Origin of the sequence: Blautia coccoides (assembly GCF_034355335.1) — a bacterium.
In the GTDB taxonomy this organism is placed as follows: Bacteria; Bacillota; Clostridia; order Lachnospirales; family Lachnospiraceae; genus Blautia; species Blautia producta.
Genome location: NZ_CP136422.1, coordinates 1,743,978 through 1,761,389 on the forward strand (window position 1 = coordinate 1,743,978; position 17,412 = coordinate 1,761,389).

15 protein-coding genes are annotated in these 17,412 nt (G+C 45.9%); 14 read left to right on the top strand and 1 reads right to left on the bottom strand.

The genetic code is table 11. The features are described 5' to 3' along the window. The first annotated feature begins 145 nt into the window (after nt 1-145). Complete coding sequence (locus BLCOC_RS07590) at nt 146-538, top strand: hypothetical protein (protein ID WP_115624911.1); 393 nt, start codon at nt 146-148, stop codon at nt 536-538. 260 nt (nt 539-798) lie between these two features. Here BLCOC_RS07590 and BLCOC_RS07595 read toward each other — a convergent pair whose 3' ends face one another. Then, nucleotides 799-2,028 carry an argininosuccinate synthase gene (locus BLCOC_RS07595; protein ID WP_018593760.1) on the bottom strand — a complete coding sequence of 410 codons (1,230 nt, stop codon included), beginning with the start codon at nt 2,026-2,028 and terminating at the stop codon, nt 799-801. Nucleotides 2,029-2,588: 560 nt separating this feature from the next. Between BLCOC_RS07595 and argC the strand changes: the two genes are divergently transcribed. From argC to BLCOC_RS07660, 13 genes are all read left to right on the top strand, one after another. After that, entirely contained in the window at nt 2,589-3,629 is a 1,041-nt protein-coding gene (gene argC, locus BLCOC_RS07600; protein WP_018593758.1) for an N-acetyl-gamma-glutamyl-phosphate reductase, read from the top strand. 20 nt (nt 3,630-3,649) lie between these two features. Beyond that, on the top strand, nt 3,650-4,873 hold the full coding sequence (argJ, locus tag BLCOC_RS07605; RefSeq protein ID WP_029469959.1) for a bifunctional glutamate N-acetyltransferase/amino-acid acetyltransferase ArgJ: 1,224 nt from the start codon (nt 3,650-3,652) through the stop codon (nt 4,871-4,873). A 95-nt stretch (nt 4,874-4,968) separates the two neighbouring features. Further along, nucleotides 4,969-5,868 (top strand): acetylglutamate kinase, encoded by a 900-nt coding sequence (gene argB, locus BLCOC_RS07610; protein ID WP_018593756.1) that lies wholly within the window; start codon nt 4,969-4,971, stop codon nt 5,866-5,868. Further along, entirely contained in the window at nt 5,852-7,045 is a 1,194-nt protein-coding gene (locus BLCOC_RS07615) for an aspartate aminotransferase family protein (protein WP_115624914.1), read from the top strand. Before argB ends, BLCOC_RS07615 begins: the two co-directional genes overlap by 17 nt. Before the next feature lie 159 nt (nt 7,046-7,204). After that, nucleotides 7,205-7,639 (top strand): DMT family transporter, encoded by a 435-nt coding sequence (locus tag BLCOC_RS07620; protein ID WP_018593754.1) that lies wholly within the window; start codon nt 7,205-7,207, stop codon nt 7,637-7,639. A gap of 214 nt (nt 7,640-7,853) precedes the next feature. After that, the gene (locus BLCOC_RS07625; RefSeq protein ID WP_242999056.1) at nt 7,854-9,068 is read left to right on the top strand and encodes an ROK family transcriptional regulator; all 1,215 of its coding nucleotides are present in this window, start codon (nt 7,854-7,856) and stop codon (nt 9,066-9,068) included. A 329-nt stretch (nt 9,069-9,397) separates the two neighbouring features. After that, nucleotides 9,398-10,600 carry an ROK family transcriptional regulator gene (locus BLCOC_RS07630; protein ID WP_115624915.1) on the top strand — a complete coding sequence of 401 codons (1,203 nt, stop codon included), beginning with the start codon at nt 9,398-9,400 and terminating at the stop codon, nt 10,598-10,600. 59 nt (nt 10,601-10,659) lie between these two features. After that, a complete protein-coding gene (locus BLCOC_RS07635) occupies nt 10,660-12,066 on the top strand; it encodes an extracellular solute-binding protein (protein ID WP_018593750.1) in 1,407 nt (468 codons plus the stop codon). A gap of 67 nt (nt 12,067-12,133) precedes the next feature. Continuing rightward, nucleotides 12,134-13,018 carry a carbohydrate ABC transporter permease gene (locus BLCOC_RS07640; protein WP_018593749.1) on the top strand — a complete coding sequence of 295 codons (885 nt, stop codon included), beginning with the start codon at nt 12,134-12,136 and terminating at the stop codon, nt 13,016-13,018. 234 nt (nt 13,019-13,252) lie between these two features. Then, the gene (locus tag BLCOC_RS07645) at nt 13,253-13,861 is read left to right on the top strand and encodes a carbohydrate ABC transporter permease (protein WP_226985001.1); all 609 of its coding nucleotides are present in this window, start codon (nt 13,253-13,255) and stop codon (nt 13,859-13,861) included. Between the two features lie 17 nt (nt 13,862-13,878). Continuing rightward, nucleotides 13,879-15,366 carry an alpha-L-fucosidase gene (locus BLCOC_RS07650; protein ID WP_115624917.1) on the top strand — a complete coding sequence of 496 codons (1,488 nt, stop codon included), beginning with the start codon at nt 13,879-13,881 and terminating at the stop codon, nt 15,364-15,366. A 13-nt stretch (nt 15,367-15,379) separates the two neighbouring features. Then, nucleotides 15,380-16,549, top strand: coding sequence for an iron-containing alcohol dehydrogenase (locus tag BLCOC_RS07655; RefSeq protein WP_029469952.1), 1,170 nt, complete (start codon nt 15,380-15,382; stop codon nt 16,547-16,549). Next, nucleotides 16,542-17,324, top strand: a complete 783-nt coding sequence (locus BLCOC_RS07660; protein ID WP_242999058.1) for an SDR family oxidoreductase — start codon at nt 16,542-16,544, stop codon at nt 17,322-17,324. Before BLCOC_RS07655 ends, BLCOC_RS07660 begins: the two co-directional genes overlap by 8 nt. The last annotated feature ends 88 nt before the right edge of the window (nt 17,325-17,412 follow it).

Sequence of the window (17,412 nt, forward strand, 5' to 3'; positions counted from 1 at the left end):
CTTCATAATAAGAGGTAGGAAGAGAAAGATTTCCGTCCGCAGATAACTGCCGGATAGGAGCAAATATGGCAAAAAGCGAAACCTTTCAGGAGCTTGATCTGAGCAATGCGTTTCTGTTTGCATTGGTTTTAGGAATACCGGAGGTATGCCCCTCAATGACGGAACAAAAAAGATATTTCTAAACACAAAAGGGAGAAATGATCCAGATGTACCCCTTGAACTCGTGCATTTTCTCAAATATGTGGAAAACACCACAGACGAGTTTGTGGAGAAAGCAAATGACCCGGTGATCAAGACGATCCATGATCAAGTTACAGAGCTGAAAAAGAGCCGGGAATGGGAGGCGAAGTATATGAAATTTGAGGAGTTACTGTTGGACAGAGAACAGGAAGGAAGAGAAGAAGGCAGAGAAGAGGGCTTGGCCCAAATGTCAAAGCTGATCAGGCTTCTTCTCCGTGATGGCAAGGCAGAACAGATACCGCTTATAACAGAAGATCCTGAACTCAGGGATCGGCTATTAAAACAGTATCATATCTAAATTCTCATATCTATAAATTTCTTTGCAGTACCGGGCGGGAATCTGCCCGTCCGGCGGACTGCATCTTATCATCTATGATATTATCGGAACTGTTCCGTATATTCACAGTTACGAAAATATCCATGCAGACCCAATCATAATAAAAAGGCAGTACACTGTGCCTGTAAATCTTTCTATTCCGGATTCTGATATGCAAAAAGGCAGTCAGGAAAAGTCCCGGCTGCCTTTGGCATAAAATATAAGTAAAAGAAAATACAGGCTTATTTATTCTGGCTCTTTTCTGCTTCAGCCATCTTCATAGCGCGAACCTTCAGTGGGAGACCGAACAAGGTGATAAATCCGTCCGCATCGTGGTGGTCGTACAGATCTCCGGTTGTGAAGGAGGCCAGTGACTCACTGTACAGGCTGTACGGGGAAGTGGTACCGGCTTTGATAATATTACCTTTGTACAATTTGAATTTCACTTCACCTGTCACATACTGCTGTGTGCTCTCAACAAAAGCCTGGATAGCTTCGCGCAGTGGTGTGAACCATTTTCCTTCATATACGATCTGAGCAAACTGGCTGCCCAGTTTTTTCTTGGTCTCCATAGTGTCACGGTCCAGGATCAGTTCTTCTAACTGGTCATGAGCCTCCATTAAGATAGTTCCGCCCGGTGTCTCATAAACTCCGCGGGATTTCATACCAACAACACGGTTTTCCACGATATCAATGATACCGATCCCATGTTTTCCGCCCATGGCATTCAGCTCTGTTATGATTTCGGAAACCTTCATGGATTTTCCGTTCAGACTTGTGGGAACACCTTTTTCAAAGGTCATTGTCACATATTCCCCTTCATCAGGAGCCTTCTCAGGTGTTACACCCAGAACCAGCAGGTCGTCGTAATTCGGTTCCTGTGCCGGATCTTCCAGTTCCAGTCCTTCGTGGCTGATGTGCCATAAGTTACGGTCACGGCTGTAGCTGTGGCTGGCGTCAAAGGGAAGGTTAATGCCGTGTGCCTTACAGAACTCAATCTCGTCCTCACGTGACTGCATGGTCCATACATCTGTCATACGCCATGGAGCGATGATCTTCAGATCAGGTGCCAGAGCTTTGATCCCAAGTTCAAAACGGATCTGGTCATTTCCTTTTCCGGTAGCGCCGTGGCAGACAGCGGTAGCGCCTTCTTTTCTTGCGATCTCAACCAGTTTTTTTGCGATTCCCGGACGTGCCATGGAGGTTCCCAGCAGGTATTTGTGTTCGTATACAGCGCCTGCCTGTACACACGGTACAATGTAGTCGTCACAGAACTCGTCAATGATGTTTTCAATATATAATTTGGAAGCGCCTGATAATTTGGCACGTTCGTCCAGTCCGTCCAGTTCATTTCCCTGTCCGCAGTCCACACAGCAGCAGATAACTTCGTAATCAAAATTTTCTTTCAGCCACGGTATCAGCGCTGTGGTGTCCAGTCCGCCTGAATATGCTAAGATAACTTTTTCCTTCATGATGAATTCCTCCTGTATTTTCCGTTTTCTATGTACTAAAAATTTTGTATTTGCTTTCGACATGCTTTACTATACAACATCTTTTATATTTATGCAATAGGAAAATGAAAAAAATGTAAAATTATTTTAGGAGAGATATTTTTGAGAAAGGAAGTTTCCTTAATTAATATATGGAATTTTCTAAACTCATATAACAAAAAAACTGGAAAAATTCTCAAGAAAAAGCTTGCATATTATACAGAAAAGATGTATGATTATGCAATCAAAGAACAGTTTATGCAGAATCCTGGTAACAGTTCAGACTTCCACTGTCCCGCGAGGTGTTGCCTGGCATTTGCAAGGCAATCCCGAGACAGCCATGCGCCAGACTGCGGTTTTTGCAGTCTGTTTACATGCTTTTGTTGCTATGAAGCCGAAAGGCTGAATAGTAACGAATCCTGTTGACAGGATAAAGCTTTACTATGCAAAATAACTGGAGTATGATAAAAGCATACACGGGCGGCCGCAGCGCCGCAGACACGAATGAATATCAAGATCATTGAGAAAGGTTGTTGAAGAACATGATAAAAGCAGGAATCATCGGAGCTACCGGTTATGCCGGAGGCGAACTTGTCAGATTACTTTTAAATCATAAAGAAGTGGAAATTAAATGGTACGGTTCCAGAAGCTACATAGATAAAAAATACTACGAGGTTTACCAGAACATGTTCAAACTGGTAGACGATAAGTGTATGGATGACAATATGGAAGCTCTGGCAGATGAAGTGGATGTGATTTTTACGGCGACACCTCAGGGATTGTGTGCATCTCTGGTGAATGAGGAGATTCTCTCGAAAGTAAAAATTGTGGATCTGAGTGCGGATTTCCGCCTGAAGGATGTAAAAGTGTACGAGGAGTGGTATAAAATACAGCATAAAGCTCCTGAGTATATTGAAGAAGCTGTCTATGGACTCTGTGAACTCAACCGCGAGGATGTAAAAGCAGCACGTCTGGTGGCAAACCCGGGCTGTTACACCACATGCAGTATCCTGACCTGTTATCCTCTGGTAAAGGAGGGACTGATCCGGCCTGAGACACTGATCATTGACGCAAAATCAGGGACTTCCGGTGCAGGCAGGGGAGCCAAGATTGATAATCTCTACTGTGAGGTCAATGAAAATATTAAGGCGTACGGCGTGGCAACTCACCGGCACACACCTGAGATAGAAGAGCAGCTGGGGTATGCGGCAGGCAAAGCGTTTTGTCTGAATTTTACACCGCATCTGGTACCCATGAACAGGGGAATCCTGGTGACTGCCTATGCTTCCTTGGCAAAGGACGCAGACTATGACACCATCCGCGCAGCTTATGAGAAATATTATGGAAGTGAATATTTTATACGTCTTCTGGATAAAGAGGCGTGCCCCCAGACAAAATGGGTGGAGGGCAGTAATTTTGTGGATGTGAATTTTAAGATCGACAGCAGAACAAACCGTGTGATCATGATGGGCGCTATTGACAACCTGGTGAAAGGCGCAGCAGGGCAGGCGGTGCAGAATATGAATCTCATGTTTGGATTTGAGGAGACAGAGGGGCTGAAGCTGGTACCCATGTTCCCGTAAATGATAGGAGGATGAAGAAGATGAAAGTAATAAATGGCGGTGTGACCGCGGCACAGGGATTTCAGGCAGCAGGTATCGCAGCAGGGATCAAAAAAGGAAACGCAAAGGACATGGCAATGATTTACAGCACAGTGCCCTGCAGGGCAGCGGGAACCTTTACCACCAATATTGTAAAAGCAGCCCCTGTCAAATGGGACCAGCAGATCGTCTATCATGCACCAGCAGCGCAGGCGGTAGTCTGCAACAGCGGTATTGCCAATGCATGTACAGGGGAAGAGGGATACAGCTACTGCAAAAAGACAGCTCAGACAGCAGCAGCGATCCTGGGAATCCCGGAGGATTCCGTATTGGTGGCTTCCACAGGGGTTATCGGAAAACAGCTTCCCATGGATATCCTGGAGGCAGGTGTGAAGAAAATGGTTCCCCTGCTCTCAGAAACAGAGGCGGCAGGCACACTGGCGGCAGAATCCATTATGACCACAGATACTGTGAAGAAGGAAATCGCAGTAGAGACAGAGATCAACGGTAAAAAAGTCACCATCGGCGGAATGTGCAAGGGTTCCGGCATGATCCATCCCAATATGTGTACCATGCTCGGCTTTTTGACCACAGATGTGAATATTAGCAAAGAGCTGCTGCAGGAAGCACTCAGTGACAATGTCAAGGACACTTACAATATGGTTTCCGTAGACGGGGATACATCCACCAACGACACGGTGCTCCTCCTGGCTAACGGTCAGGCAGGCAATAAAGAGATCACAGAGAAAAATGAGGATTATTCCAAATTTACAGAAGCTCTCGGATATGTGAATACCTGGCTGTCAAAACACATTGCAGCGGACGGAGAGGGTGCTACCGCATTGTTTGAGGTAAAAGTTATCCATGCGGAAAGCAAGGAGCAGGCAGTGACCCTGAGCAAATCCATTATCACCTCAAACCTTACAAAAGCAGCTATTTTCGGACACGACGCAAACTGGGGACGTATCCTGTGCGCTATGGGATATTCTGGTGCCAAGTTTGATCCTGAAAAAGTGGATTTATACTTTGAGAGCGCAGCAGGAAAACTGAAAATAATCGAAGATGGTGTGGCAACCGGATACAGCGAGGAAGAGGCCACAAAGATACTGTCAGAAAAAGAAGTGACAGCTATTGCGGATATTAAGATGGGAGAGGCCCAGGCTGCGGCATGGGGATGCGACCTGACCTATGACTATGTAAAGATAAACGCGGATTACCGGTCATAAAAGAAACGGAACAAAAAGCGTATAGAGCAGTAACCATACAGAACAAAAATCAAACAGAACAGTAATAACACAGAACAGTAACGGAGGATAGGGAAATGGTGAATCAAAAATATCTGGACAAAGCGGAGGTACTCATTGAGGCGCTCCCGTACATACAACGTTTTAACAGGAAAGTGATCGTTGTAAAATACGGCGGAAGCGCAATGGTGGATGAACAGCTCAAACGCGATGTCATCAAGGATGTGGTACTTTTAAAGCTGGTTGGTTTCAAACCCATTATTGTCCACGGCGGAGGCAAGGAAATCAGCCGCTGGGTAGGCAAAGTGGGAAAAGAAGCCAAATTCGTAAACGGTCTGCGTGTCACAGATGATGAGACTATGGAGATCGCAGAGATGGTCCTGGGAAAAGTCAACAAAGAACTTGTGACTCTGGTACAGTCCCTGGGTGTAAGGGCTGTGGGTATCAGCGGAAAAGACGGCGGTCTTTTGTCAGTCAACAAAAAACTTTCCGACGGACAGGATATCGGATATGTGGGAGACGTGAAAACAGTGAATCCAAAGATCCTCTACGATCTGCTGGAAAAAGATTTTCTTCCCATTGTGTGTCCCATAGGATTGGGAGATGATTTCGCAACCTATAATATCAATGCCGATGATGCTGCCTGTGCCATTGCCTGTTCCATGAAAGCTGAGAAACTGGCATTCCTGACAGATATTGAAGGGGTATACAGAAACCCGGATGACCCTTCCAGCCTCATATCAGAGCTTTTCGTAAATGATGCAAGAAACCTCATTGAAAACGGAAATGTGGGCGGTGGTATGATCCCGAAGCTTCAGAACTGCATTGACGCCATTGAGGAAGGCGTTTCCAGAGTACATATATTAGACGGCAGGATTCCGCACTGTCTGCTTCTGGAAATCTTCACAAATAAAGGGATCGGAACAGCAATCTTAAGGAAAGGCGAGGGGAAATATTATCATGAAGACCAAGAGTAATGCATATATGGAACGTGCCGAGAATGTGATCCTTCACACGTATAACCGTTTTCCGGTAGTTCTGGAAAAAGGAGACGGTGTCCGTCTCTACGATGTGGACGGAAAAGAATACCTGGATTTTGCGGCAGGTATTGCTGTTTTTGCTCTGGGTTATAACAATCAGGCATATAATCAGGCGCTGAAAGACCAGATTGACAAAGTGATCCACACCTCAAACCTGTTCTACAATGTGCCCATGGTAGAAGCGGCTGAAAAGCTCACAAAAGCTTCCGGCCTTGACAAGGCATTTTTTACCAACAGCGGGACAGAGGCTATTGAGGGGGCTATTAAAGTGGCAAGAAAATATGCCTGGCTGAAAGATAAAAATACAGACCATGAGATCATTGCCATGAGGCATTCTTTCCACGGCAGGAGTTTGGGCGCCTTGTCTGTAACAGGCAACACCCATTATCAGGAACCGTTTAAGCCGTTGATCGGCGGTATTAAGTTTGCTGATTTTAATGATCTGGAGAGTGTAAAGAGTCAGATCACAGAGAAGACCTGTGCTGTCATCATGGAAACCGTCCAGGGAGAGGGCGGTATCTATCCGGTAGAACCGGAATTCTTAAAAGGTGTGCGTGCTCTGTGTGATGAGCATGATATCCTGCTGATCCTGGATGAGATCCAGTGCGGTATGGGCCGGACCGGATGTATGTTCGCGTTCCAGGATTACGGTGTCGAGCCGGATGTGATGACAACTGCCAAAGCACTGGGCTGTGGTGTTCCCGTTGGAGCATTTGTCCTGAATCAAAAGACTGCAGAAAAGTCTCTAGTGCCGGGGGACCACGGAACCACATACGGGGGAAATCCTTTTGCCTGTGCAGCAGTCAGCAAGGTTTTCGACTTGTTCGAGAGTGAAAAAATATTGGAACATGTAAAAAAAATATCCGCATACCTGGAAGAGAAGCTGGATGCACTTGTGCAGAAATACGATTTCCTTACAGCAAGGAGAGGAAAAGGACTGATGCAGGGGATTGTTGTCACTGGCCGTCCGGTGGGAGAAATCGTGTCAAAAGCTATAGAGAACGGCCTGATGGTCATATCTGCAGGCAGTGATGTGCTGCGCCTTGTGCCGCCTCTTGTGATCACGGAGCGGGATGTGGATGAGATGATAGAAAAATTAGAAAAAAGCTTTTAAATATATGAAATCAGAAAAGATGCGGACTGTCCATATGCGGATGGTCCGTATTTATATACTGCAGGAAATGCGCAGACCTATTAGATTGTTGCGGCATATCCACATAAAAATTGTTTTTTGGGACATTCTAGTAAGAAAAAGGATGTGGAGGGATTTTTTATGTGGGGAATTTTAGTTGCGCTTCTGTCAGGTGCGCTGATGAGCGTACAGGGTGTTTTTAATACAGCGCTGACAAAACAGACCAGCTTATGGGTATCTACAGGATGGGTGCAGATATCGGCATTTCTGGTCTGCATAGCCGCATGGCTGTTTACAGGACGGGACAAGATAACCGATTTGGCGAGAGTTGACCACAAGTACATTTTATTAGGGGGAGTCATCGGCGCGTTCATCACAGTTACGGTTATCCAGAGTATGTCTTCCCTGGGACCAGCCCGCGCAGCTATGCTCATCGTAATAGCACAGCTTGCAGTGGCATACCTGATCGAGGTTTTCGGTGTCTTTGGAGTGGAAAAAGTAGGATTTGAGTGGAGAAAGCTGATTGGCATGGCAGTGGCCATTGCAGGCATTGTCATTTTTAAGTGGGAAACCTGAAACCAGAAGCAGAGACGTATTATGATGACCGGCAGAATCTATCTGCCGGTCATCTGTAAAAACAGGGAAAGATAAAAGAGAAGCGCAAAAGAGAAGCTGCAAATCAACAGTTGAAAAATTGAATAGCCTAGATTAAAATAAAAGAAGTAGAAACCCTGGAAAAAAACACCAGGAGATTACGAGAGTACATCAGGGAGAAAAACGAGGGAAGAGAATGTCATATAACAAGGCTATGTTGGCACAATTGAACAAGAAGATAGTGCTGGAAATGATTCGTACACAAGGCCCCATCAATAAAGCGGAAATCGCAAGAAAGGCTGAGCTGAGTATTCCCACTGTAATGAAGATCACAGAGGAATTTGAACGGGAGAATCTGGTAAAAACTATCGGAAAAGGTGAGTCAACAGGAGGAAAAAGACCTGATTTACTGGAATTCGTTTCAAATGCCTATTACATAACAGGAATAGATATTGGCCGCCATTACGTGAAAATCGTGATTATCGATATGGCGGCTGTCATTATGTCAAAAGAATGTTTTCCTACTACGGAGGAGGACATTAAACAACCGAAACAGTTTCTGGAAAAAATAGCCGAACGTGTGGAAGCTCTGATCATAAAAAGCGGGATTTCCAAAGGACGCTTTATGGGGATCGGCATTGGTATGCCGGGGATTCTGGATTACGCCAGGGGAGACGTTATTTTTTCCCCGGACTTTAACTGGGTAAATGTGCCGCTGATGGAGATATTCAGGAACCGACTCCCGTTTTACAAGATCTTTCTGGAAAATGCTAACCGTGCTCTGGCGCTTGGAGAATATATCTACGGCGCGGCAAAAAACGCGGACTATATCCTCTGCATCAATCTGGGATACGGTATTGGGGCGGCAATTATTGAGAGCGGCCAGCTGCTCTATGGTAAAAGCGGGACCTGCGGCGAATTCGGACATATGATCATGGAGCCGGACGGTCCTCTCTGTGATTGCGGCAATCAGGGGTGTCTGGAGGCGCTGGCTTCCGGGAACGCCATTGCAAAGCGGATGGAAGGGGAAATAATGGAAGGAAAGCAGACTCTAGTCAGCAGGGCAGCGGTTAAACAGGGGAAAATAGAGGCGGAGATGGTATTTGAGGCCGCCAGGGCAGGCGATATACTGAGCCGGAAAATAATAGATGAGGCAATGGAGTATGTGGGGATCGCCATAGCCAGCAGCATTAATCTGCTGGACCCGGATATGATCATACTGGCCGGCGGCCTCACAAAATCTAAAGATTTGTTTTTGGACCAGCTGCAGAGGACAGTAGAAAAATACAAAATGAAGTATTCCGGGAAAAATGTGTCTATAAGGACCGGTACCCTGGGAGAATACGCTACAGCCATAGGTGCTGCCGCCATGCTGATAAGGTTGTTTATAGAAAACGGAGGGGAACTTTGACGGACACAGAAGCTGTCGTAAAGTCTTTTGGGGGCTTTACGGCAGCACTTTTGTCAGCATTCGCAAAAGCATGTCTTTTGTAAGGCAGTAATAAAATAATGCATTTTTAAATTTTACGTTAAAACGCACAAAAAAGAGTTGACAATTGAAAAACAGTACGTTATAATTCACATATAAAGTTAGTTAAGTTAATTAAGTAACTGTTGAATTAAGAGTAAATTAGAGCGCATATTAGAATGAAAAATAATAATTTGTCGTAATTTTGTATATTTATTTTTTTTATTCAGTTAGTTAGTTAAATTAAGTAAGTTAACGAGGAGCAGAGAATAGTGAAATACGATAAGTTTGCAATGGCACAGATGAACCGGAGCATGGTCTTTGATCTGATCAGAAGAAAAGGACCGATCAGCCGTGCGGAGATCGCCAGAACCATTGGCCTCAGCATTCCGACAGTTATGAAAATAACGGAGGAATTTTCTCATAAACAGTTTGTGCAGGATGTGGGAAAAGGGGAATCCAGCGGGGGGAAACGCCCGGAATTACTGGAACTGATACCCGACTCAAAATATATTATCGGAGTGGGGGTAGGGCGCAGCAAAACAAATGTGCTGATGATGAACCTTGCAGGTGAGGTTTTTATCCGTGAGATCATGGAGACAGGAGGCACAGTGGTGCCGGAGGTATGGATATCTAGACTGATCCGGGTAATAGAAAATGTGATACGGGAAAGCGGTCTGCCGGAGAAGCAGATTTTAGGAATGGGAATCGGTATGCCGGGAATTCTGGATGAGGAAAGCGGGAAAGTTCTGTTTTCTCCTGATTTTAAATGGGAGAATGTGGATATGCTCACACCCATCCGTGAGCGGTTTAAGATGGATATAACAATCGAAAATGCCAACCGTGCATTGGCTATGGGAGAGTATTACTTTGGCGCCGGAGTAGATTCCAGAAATTTTTTAGTTGTGAATCTGGGTCACGGTATTGGTTCTGCTATTATGCGGGAAGGGGAATTTTACAGGGGAAGTTCCGGAAGCAGCGGGGAAATCGGACATATCATTCTGGAAAAGAACGGGCCAAAATGCAACTGCGGCAACAAAGGATGCCTGGAGGCCATTGCCTCAGGAAACGCGATTGCCAGAGATGCCAAGATAGCAGTGCTGGAGGGCAATGCATCAAAAATAATGGAATTGGTAAATGGAGACATCAACCGCATTGAGGCGAAGACAGTATTTGAAGCGGCACATCTGGGAGACCAAATGGCGATCCAGATCACAGAGCGCGCCATGCAGTATATCGGAATTGGGCTGGCAAATTATATTAATCTGCTGGATCCGGACCTGATCATATTATTTGGAGGTCTGACTAACGCAGGTGATATATTTTTAAAGAAAATTAAGGAAGTGCTTCGTGAGAGGCAGATGAAATTTGCAGGAAGGCAGGTGAAGTTAGTAATTTCTCAGATGGGTGAGAACGGCACCGCAGTCGGGTCTGCGTCCCTGGTGCTGAAAAAGTTCATTAAATATGGGAATTAGATCCGAAATAAATATAAACGCACTTTAGGGGTACAGCAAAAATTATGGAGGTATTGATCATGAGTAAAGGAATGAGAAAGAAAATCGCAGCACTTTTGGCAGCAGCTATGGCAGCAACAGGACTTTCCGCATGTGGCAGCAATGAGTCGGATACAGGGGGCAAAGGCCAGGATGCAGGAAGCGGGACAGAGGCAAAGGAAGAAGCTGGGAAAACGGATTCTGACAAAGAAGGAAGCGGAGAAGGGATCACGATCCGGCTTCTCACAAGAATGTCAGGGGCTGACAGCGGTACCAAGCTGAAAGAGGAAGTGCTCAAGGAGTTTCAGGAGAAATATCCGGGTATTACGATCCAGGATGAGAGCACCAATGACAGCAACAGCTTTACAAACCAGTTTAAGACAGATATTGCATCCGGAAATGTAGCGGATATTATCCAGTGGCCGGGTATCAGTATTATGAAAGAATACGCAGATACAGGTGTTTTTCTGGATTTGACGGATTTGATCGCAGAGACACCGGATGTGAAAGACAATGTGGACGCCACACTTCTCGATATGATGGAATTATCTTCTGTGGGGACAGAGGGAACATATGCGTTGCCCATTAACAACCAGATGGAAGTCTTCTATTATAATAAAGAACTGTTCCAAAAAGCGGGGATTGAGAAAACACCGGAAACCTGGGATGAATTCTATGAAGTGTGCGATAAATTAAAAGAATCAGGCGTCACGCCATGGGTGGTGGGGGCATCCAATGCATGGCGTGTGGTACATATCCAGACAGGGCTTCTCTATAAAATGTGCGGTGTGGAAAAGGCAAAAGAACTGGGCGGAAGAAAAGCAAAATGGACAGATGAAGATGTTGTGGAGACTATTGCATTTATCCAGGACCTGGCAGACAGAGGAATCTTTGGAGAAGATTACCTGGGACTTGACTATGAAACGGAAAAAGCCATGTTTGTAAGCGGACAGACAGCCATGTCATTTGACGGAAGCTGGAGGATCGCAGAACTGACCGATATGGAGGACAATGTGGGCGTATTCCGTATGCCGTATATGTCAGACAGAGAAGAATTTAAAGACAATGACATTGCGTATCCGTCACAGTTGGAATTGGGAGGACACTTGAAGGATGAACCGGAGAAACTGAAATACGTGTGGGAACTGGCTTGTATGTTCGCTGACAAAGAGACCCAGCAGAGATACGCATATGACTGCGGAAATATTCCGGTCAGAAACGATGTGGAATTGGATGCAGACAAAATGAGTCCGCTCCTCTCTGATCTGCTGGAGATCAAGGAAAAGGACGTAAAGGTATGGGGCAGTGATGCGTGGGCATACGATACTGTAGCCGTATTGGAAGATATCGTCGGAGAAGCATTTATCGGAGCACTTACAGGAATGACGGCAGATGAAGCGGCAGAACAGATCCAGAGCCGTTTGGAGGCGGCCGGTTCAGGTCAATAACCGGGAGCAGCACGAGGCCGCTGCAGTATGATGCTGCGGCGGCCTCTTCAGAAAAGGAGGCACAGCAATGGAGAGAATAAGAAGGAATAAAAAGGCAGTGTTATGTTTTCTGCTTCCCGGGTTCCTTTTATATACGGTACTTTTAATGGTTCCCATCGGCGGTTCCCTGGTTATGTCCTTTTTTAAATGGAACGGGATCAAGAATGTCCCCATGGTGTTTGTGGGGTTCAGTAATTTTAAGGCGGTTATCACAGATGCCATGTTTTGGCATTCCATCAAAAATATCATGTGGTTCATGGTGCTGACATTGTGTACGCAGCTTCCCATAGGGCTTTTGTTGGCAGTTATGCTCAGTGAGAGATTCCGGGGATACCGTTTATTCAAATTTGCTTATTTTGTACCACAGGTACTGTCCACAACGGTTATCGGTCTCTTATGGTATTTTATACTGATGCCCACAGGTGTTTTGAACACCATGCTTCAGGGAATCGGTCTGGACAGCCTGGTAAAGAGCTGGCTGGTGGATAAAAATACTGCCATGACAACCATTATCCTGGTAAATGCCTGGTGCGGCATCGGTTTCCACATGACAGTCAGCTATGCTGCCATTTCAGGGATCCCTGATGATGTGGTGGAGGCTGCGAAGCTGGACGGAGCTGTGGGAATAAAGAAGGTGTTCCATATAATCATTCCAATGATCTGGGAATCTATTATTTCAAGCATTGTGGTCATCGTAACTGCGGTTTTGAAAACCTTTGATCTTGTCTATGTTATGACAGAAGGAGGTCCAAACGGCCTGACAGATGTGCCGAGTACACTGCTTTATAAAGAGGCATTTCGATACAATGACTTTGGGAAAGCATCTGTTATCGGTGTTTATATCTTTATCCTGAGCATTATATTTACTGTCATAAGTCTCCGCATTACAAAACGGGAACGGCTGGAATATTAAGGAGGAAAAATGAACGATCACGCTAGAAAAATAACGAAAAAAGTCATATTATACCTGGTTTCCCTATTTTTTCTCTTTATTTTTATTTACCCATTGTATTTTGTTATGATATCATCCGTTAAAACGAATACAGAGATTTTTACATCACCGTTTAAATTTCCTTCGGCGTTTCATTTTGAAAATTATAAAACGGCTATTGAAATTGGAAATATAGGAAGGCAGTTTTTGAACAGTATGTTCCTGGCCGTTGTGACGCTGGCACTGACGGCGCTGGCGGCAAGCATGGTATCCTTTGCCATCTCACGTCTGCGCTTTAAGGGACAAGGGGCAGTCAGAGTCTATTTTGTCATGGGCATGATGGTGCCTATTCAGAGTATCATTGTACCTTTAGCCTGGGCGATCAATAATTTTGACATCCGGGACAACTATCTGATCCTGATCCTGCTTTTTACGGCGTCACATATGCCTCTGGCCACCTTTATCATAACAGGCTCCATGAACAGTCTGCCCACCTCTCTGGAGGAAGCTGCGATCATTGATGGATGCAGTATATACAAAGTGTTCACCAGAATTATCCTGCCGCTTGTAAAGCCTGCCATTGCCACTGTGGGGATATTTGTATTTATGTATACCTGGAATGACCTTCTGGTCTCCATGGTATTCATCGGAAAAGCAGAACTCAGAACCATTTCTGTGGGTCTGCTGAATTTTGTAGGGGCCAGAAAAAGTGATTACGGTGCGCTGATGGCAGCCATTTTCATAGCTATTCTGCCGCCTCTTACCATGTATCTGGTGCTTCAGGAAAATGTGGTTAAAGGACTGACAAGCGGAGCCAATAAATAAAAAAGGAGAAGAAATTTATGGGGATAAAAGTTAAAGAATGGAAAGAACTGACAGATTACCGGACACCGGAATGGATGAGAAAAGCAAAATTCGGCATTTACACTCATTGGGGTGTCTACAGTGTGCCGGCATTCGGACCGAATGTTTCCTGGTATCCATATAAGATGTACCAGGAGGGGACGGATCAGTTTGCTTATCACTGCAAACATTTCGGACATCCGTCAAAAACGGGATATAAAGATTTGATCCCTATGTTCACCGGAGAAAAATTTGATGCCGCAGAATGGGCAGAGCTGTTTAAAAAAGCAGGTGCTAAATTTGCAGGCCCGGTGGCGGAGCACCATGACGGGTTCAGCATGTGGGACAGCCGTGTGAATGAATGGAATGCGGCAGCTATGGGACCTAAGAGGGATGTGGTAGGAGAGTTGGAAAAAGCGGTGCGGGAACAGGGCATGTATTTTATGACAGCTTTTCATCACGCAGAGAACTGGAAGTTTTACCCTCACTGGGTAAAAGAATACGACACCTCAGATCCCAGATACGCAGGCCTGTACGGAGAAGCACACAATATGGACTGGGGTTCTGATAAGAGATATATGCCGGAACCGATCCGCTGGTCTAATACCATGGACGGAGCCATAGACAGGCAGTGGATAGCCCAGGACCTTCCAAGTGCCGCATTCCATGAAAAGTGGTTTATAAAGCTGAAAGAGGTTATAGACGCATATAGGCCGGATTACATATGGTTTGATTTCGGTCTGGCCTTTATCAATGATTTTTACCAGAGAAAATTTCTGACGTATTACAGGGATATGGCAGAGAAAAACAGACAGGAGACAGCAGTTTCCTATAAATGGAACCATCTGCCCGTGGGAGCCGGTCTGATTGATCTGGAACAGGGAAGATTTGCTGAAGCTACATATCATGACTGGATCACCGACACCACCGTGGACGCAGGGGAAGCATGGGGATATATGCAGGATGCAGAGTATAAATCAGCCAAATCCCTGATCCACTATCTGCTGGACAATGTGAGTAAAAACGGATATCTGCTTCTGAATGTGGGACCAAAGCCGGATGGAACGATTCCCGAAGAAGCCCGAAAAATCCTTCTGGAAATGGGAGAATGGCTTGAAGAGAACGGGGAAGCTGTCTATGATACTACACCATGGCGCACAGCAGAGGAAGGACCTACAAAAATGACAGGCTCCGGTGCTTTTTGTGAGATGGATGAAGTGGAATATACACCGAGAGACATTCGGTATACCATGAGGGACGAATATATCTATGCATCCGCGCTGGGAAAAATAGGAGACAAGACGGCACTGCACCATATACTTCCGATGGTCTATAAAGAGGAGATTGAGAGCATAAGCGTTCTGGGTGACGGACGGCCGCTTACATGGACTGCAAAAGATGACGTACTCCTTATTGACACAGCAAATGTCAGGAAGAACAACATTGCCACTGTCCTGAAGATCAAGAGAAAGAATATTTACGGATGACGGGGGCGTGCATATGAACAAACGGTTTGAATATGAGCAGACAACAAAAATTATTTTCGGAAAGGGCAGCATTGTAGAACTTCCCGGTTTGGCAGCGGGATTTGGTGATAAGATCCTTCTGGTCACGAGCAGGAAAAAGTCCACCAGGGAAAAATTGTATGATGGAATCATAGAAAGCCTGAAAAGCAGCGGACTTACTGTTTGGCACTTTGATAACGTAGCACAAAACCCCACCACAAAATGCGTGGAGGAGGGTACCGCTGTTGCAAAAAAAGAAGGATGTCAGGCAGTGATAGGCCTTGGGGGTGGTTCTGTCATGGATACGGCAAAAGCCATTGCTGTGACGGCGGCCAGCGGAGGCAAGGCGTGGGATCATCTGTTTTTTAAAAGTCCGCAGCCAAAAGCCACGCTGCCTGTGATCGCGGTACCGACAACCGCGGGTACAGGGTCACAGGTGACGCAGGTAGCGGTCATGACAGAGACAGAGACCTGTACTAAGAGCGCTATTTTCAACAATTTGATCTATCCCCGCGTTGCACTGATCGATCCTGAACTTACCGTTTCCATGCCGGCCCATATAACAGCGTCCACCGGATTTGATGCGTTCTGTCACTGCTTTGAAAGCTATATCAATGTCAAGGCTTCTCCGTATACGGACATGATCGCACTTGAGGGTATGAAGTACACTGTGGAATATCTGAGAAGAGCAGTGAAAAACGGTGAGGATATGGACGCCAGAGAAGGAATGGCCTGGGCAGACACGTGCGGTGGGCTGGCGATTGCCAATGCAGGAGTGACGCTTCCCCATGGTGTGGGCATGACTATTAGCGGCCATTGCCCCCAGATCATGCACGGGGAATCTCTGGCCTTGATATACCCGTCCTTTTTGCAGTTTACCTGTCCGGCGGCGGAGAAAAAATTTGCAGAAGTTGGGCGTATCTTCAATCCTGCCCTGAGAGAGGCACCTGATGCCAAAGCCGCGTCAGAGTGCTGCAGGGAAATAGAAAAACTCATGAAAGATATAGGAATGTGGCTGAATTTCCCTCAATTTGGTGTGGAATATGATATACTTAGGAAGATAGCAGAGAGGGGACATGAACTGCCTGATTATCAGGCAAACCCCAGAATCGCGGATATAGAAGAAATCTACAGAGAGCTGAAGGAGGGATATGATCGTGTCTGAAAAATCAGGAAGATATCTGGACAAACTTTTTGGACTTGAGGGCAAGACTGCTGTTGTAACGGGAGGAAACCGGGGAATTGGTCAGGTAGTTGCCAGAGGACTGGCAAATGCAGGGGCTGAGGTTGTCATATTAAGCCGTTCCGGTGGGGGCGAAACGGTAAGGATCATTCAGGAGGATGGGAATAGGGCCTATGATATCAAGGCAGATGTGACGGATGAGAAGAGCGTGGACCGGGCGGTAGAAGAGATTGAGAAGAGAAGCGGCGGTATTCATGTGCTGTTCAACAATGCCGGTATCTGCATCCACAAAAGTACCTTTGAGGCCAGTATCGAGGAATTCAGGCGTGTGGTTGATGTGAACCTGACCGGGGAGTATATTATGGCCCGCAGCGCTGCAAAGCTTATGGTACGGAAAAAGATACACGGAAGCATCATCAACATGGCATCCATGTCAGGTACCATTGTGAACATACCTCAGTGGCAGGCCTCCTATAATGCCTCAAAAGCCGGTGTGATACATCTGACAAAGTCTCTGGCTCTGGAATGGATTCCCTACGGAATACGGGTAAACAGTTTAAGTCCCGGATACATATCCACACCAATGTCTGTCGATACACCCCAGGAGCTTAAAGATGCCTGGAAAGGCATGATGCCCTACGGCAGGATGGGGACTCCGGAAGAACTTATCGGGGCGGTTCTTTATCTGGCCGGGGATTCCTCTGCATATACGACCGGAACCGACCTGATCGTGGATGGAGCTTACGTTTGCCAATAAGATTCCCGCAGCTTTTGTCGAACACATTTTCTTGCATTTTTTTCATCCCCTGCTATAATATTCCTTAAAGAAAGACGCAAACTTTGAA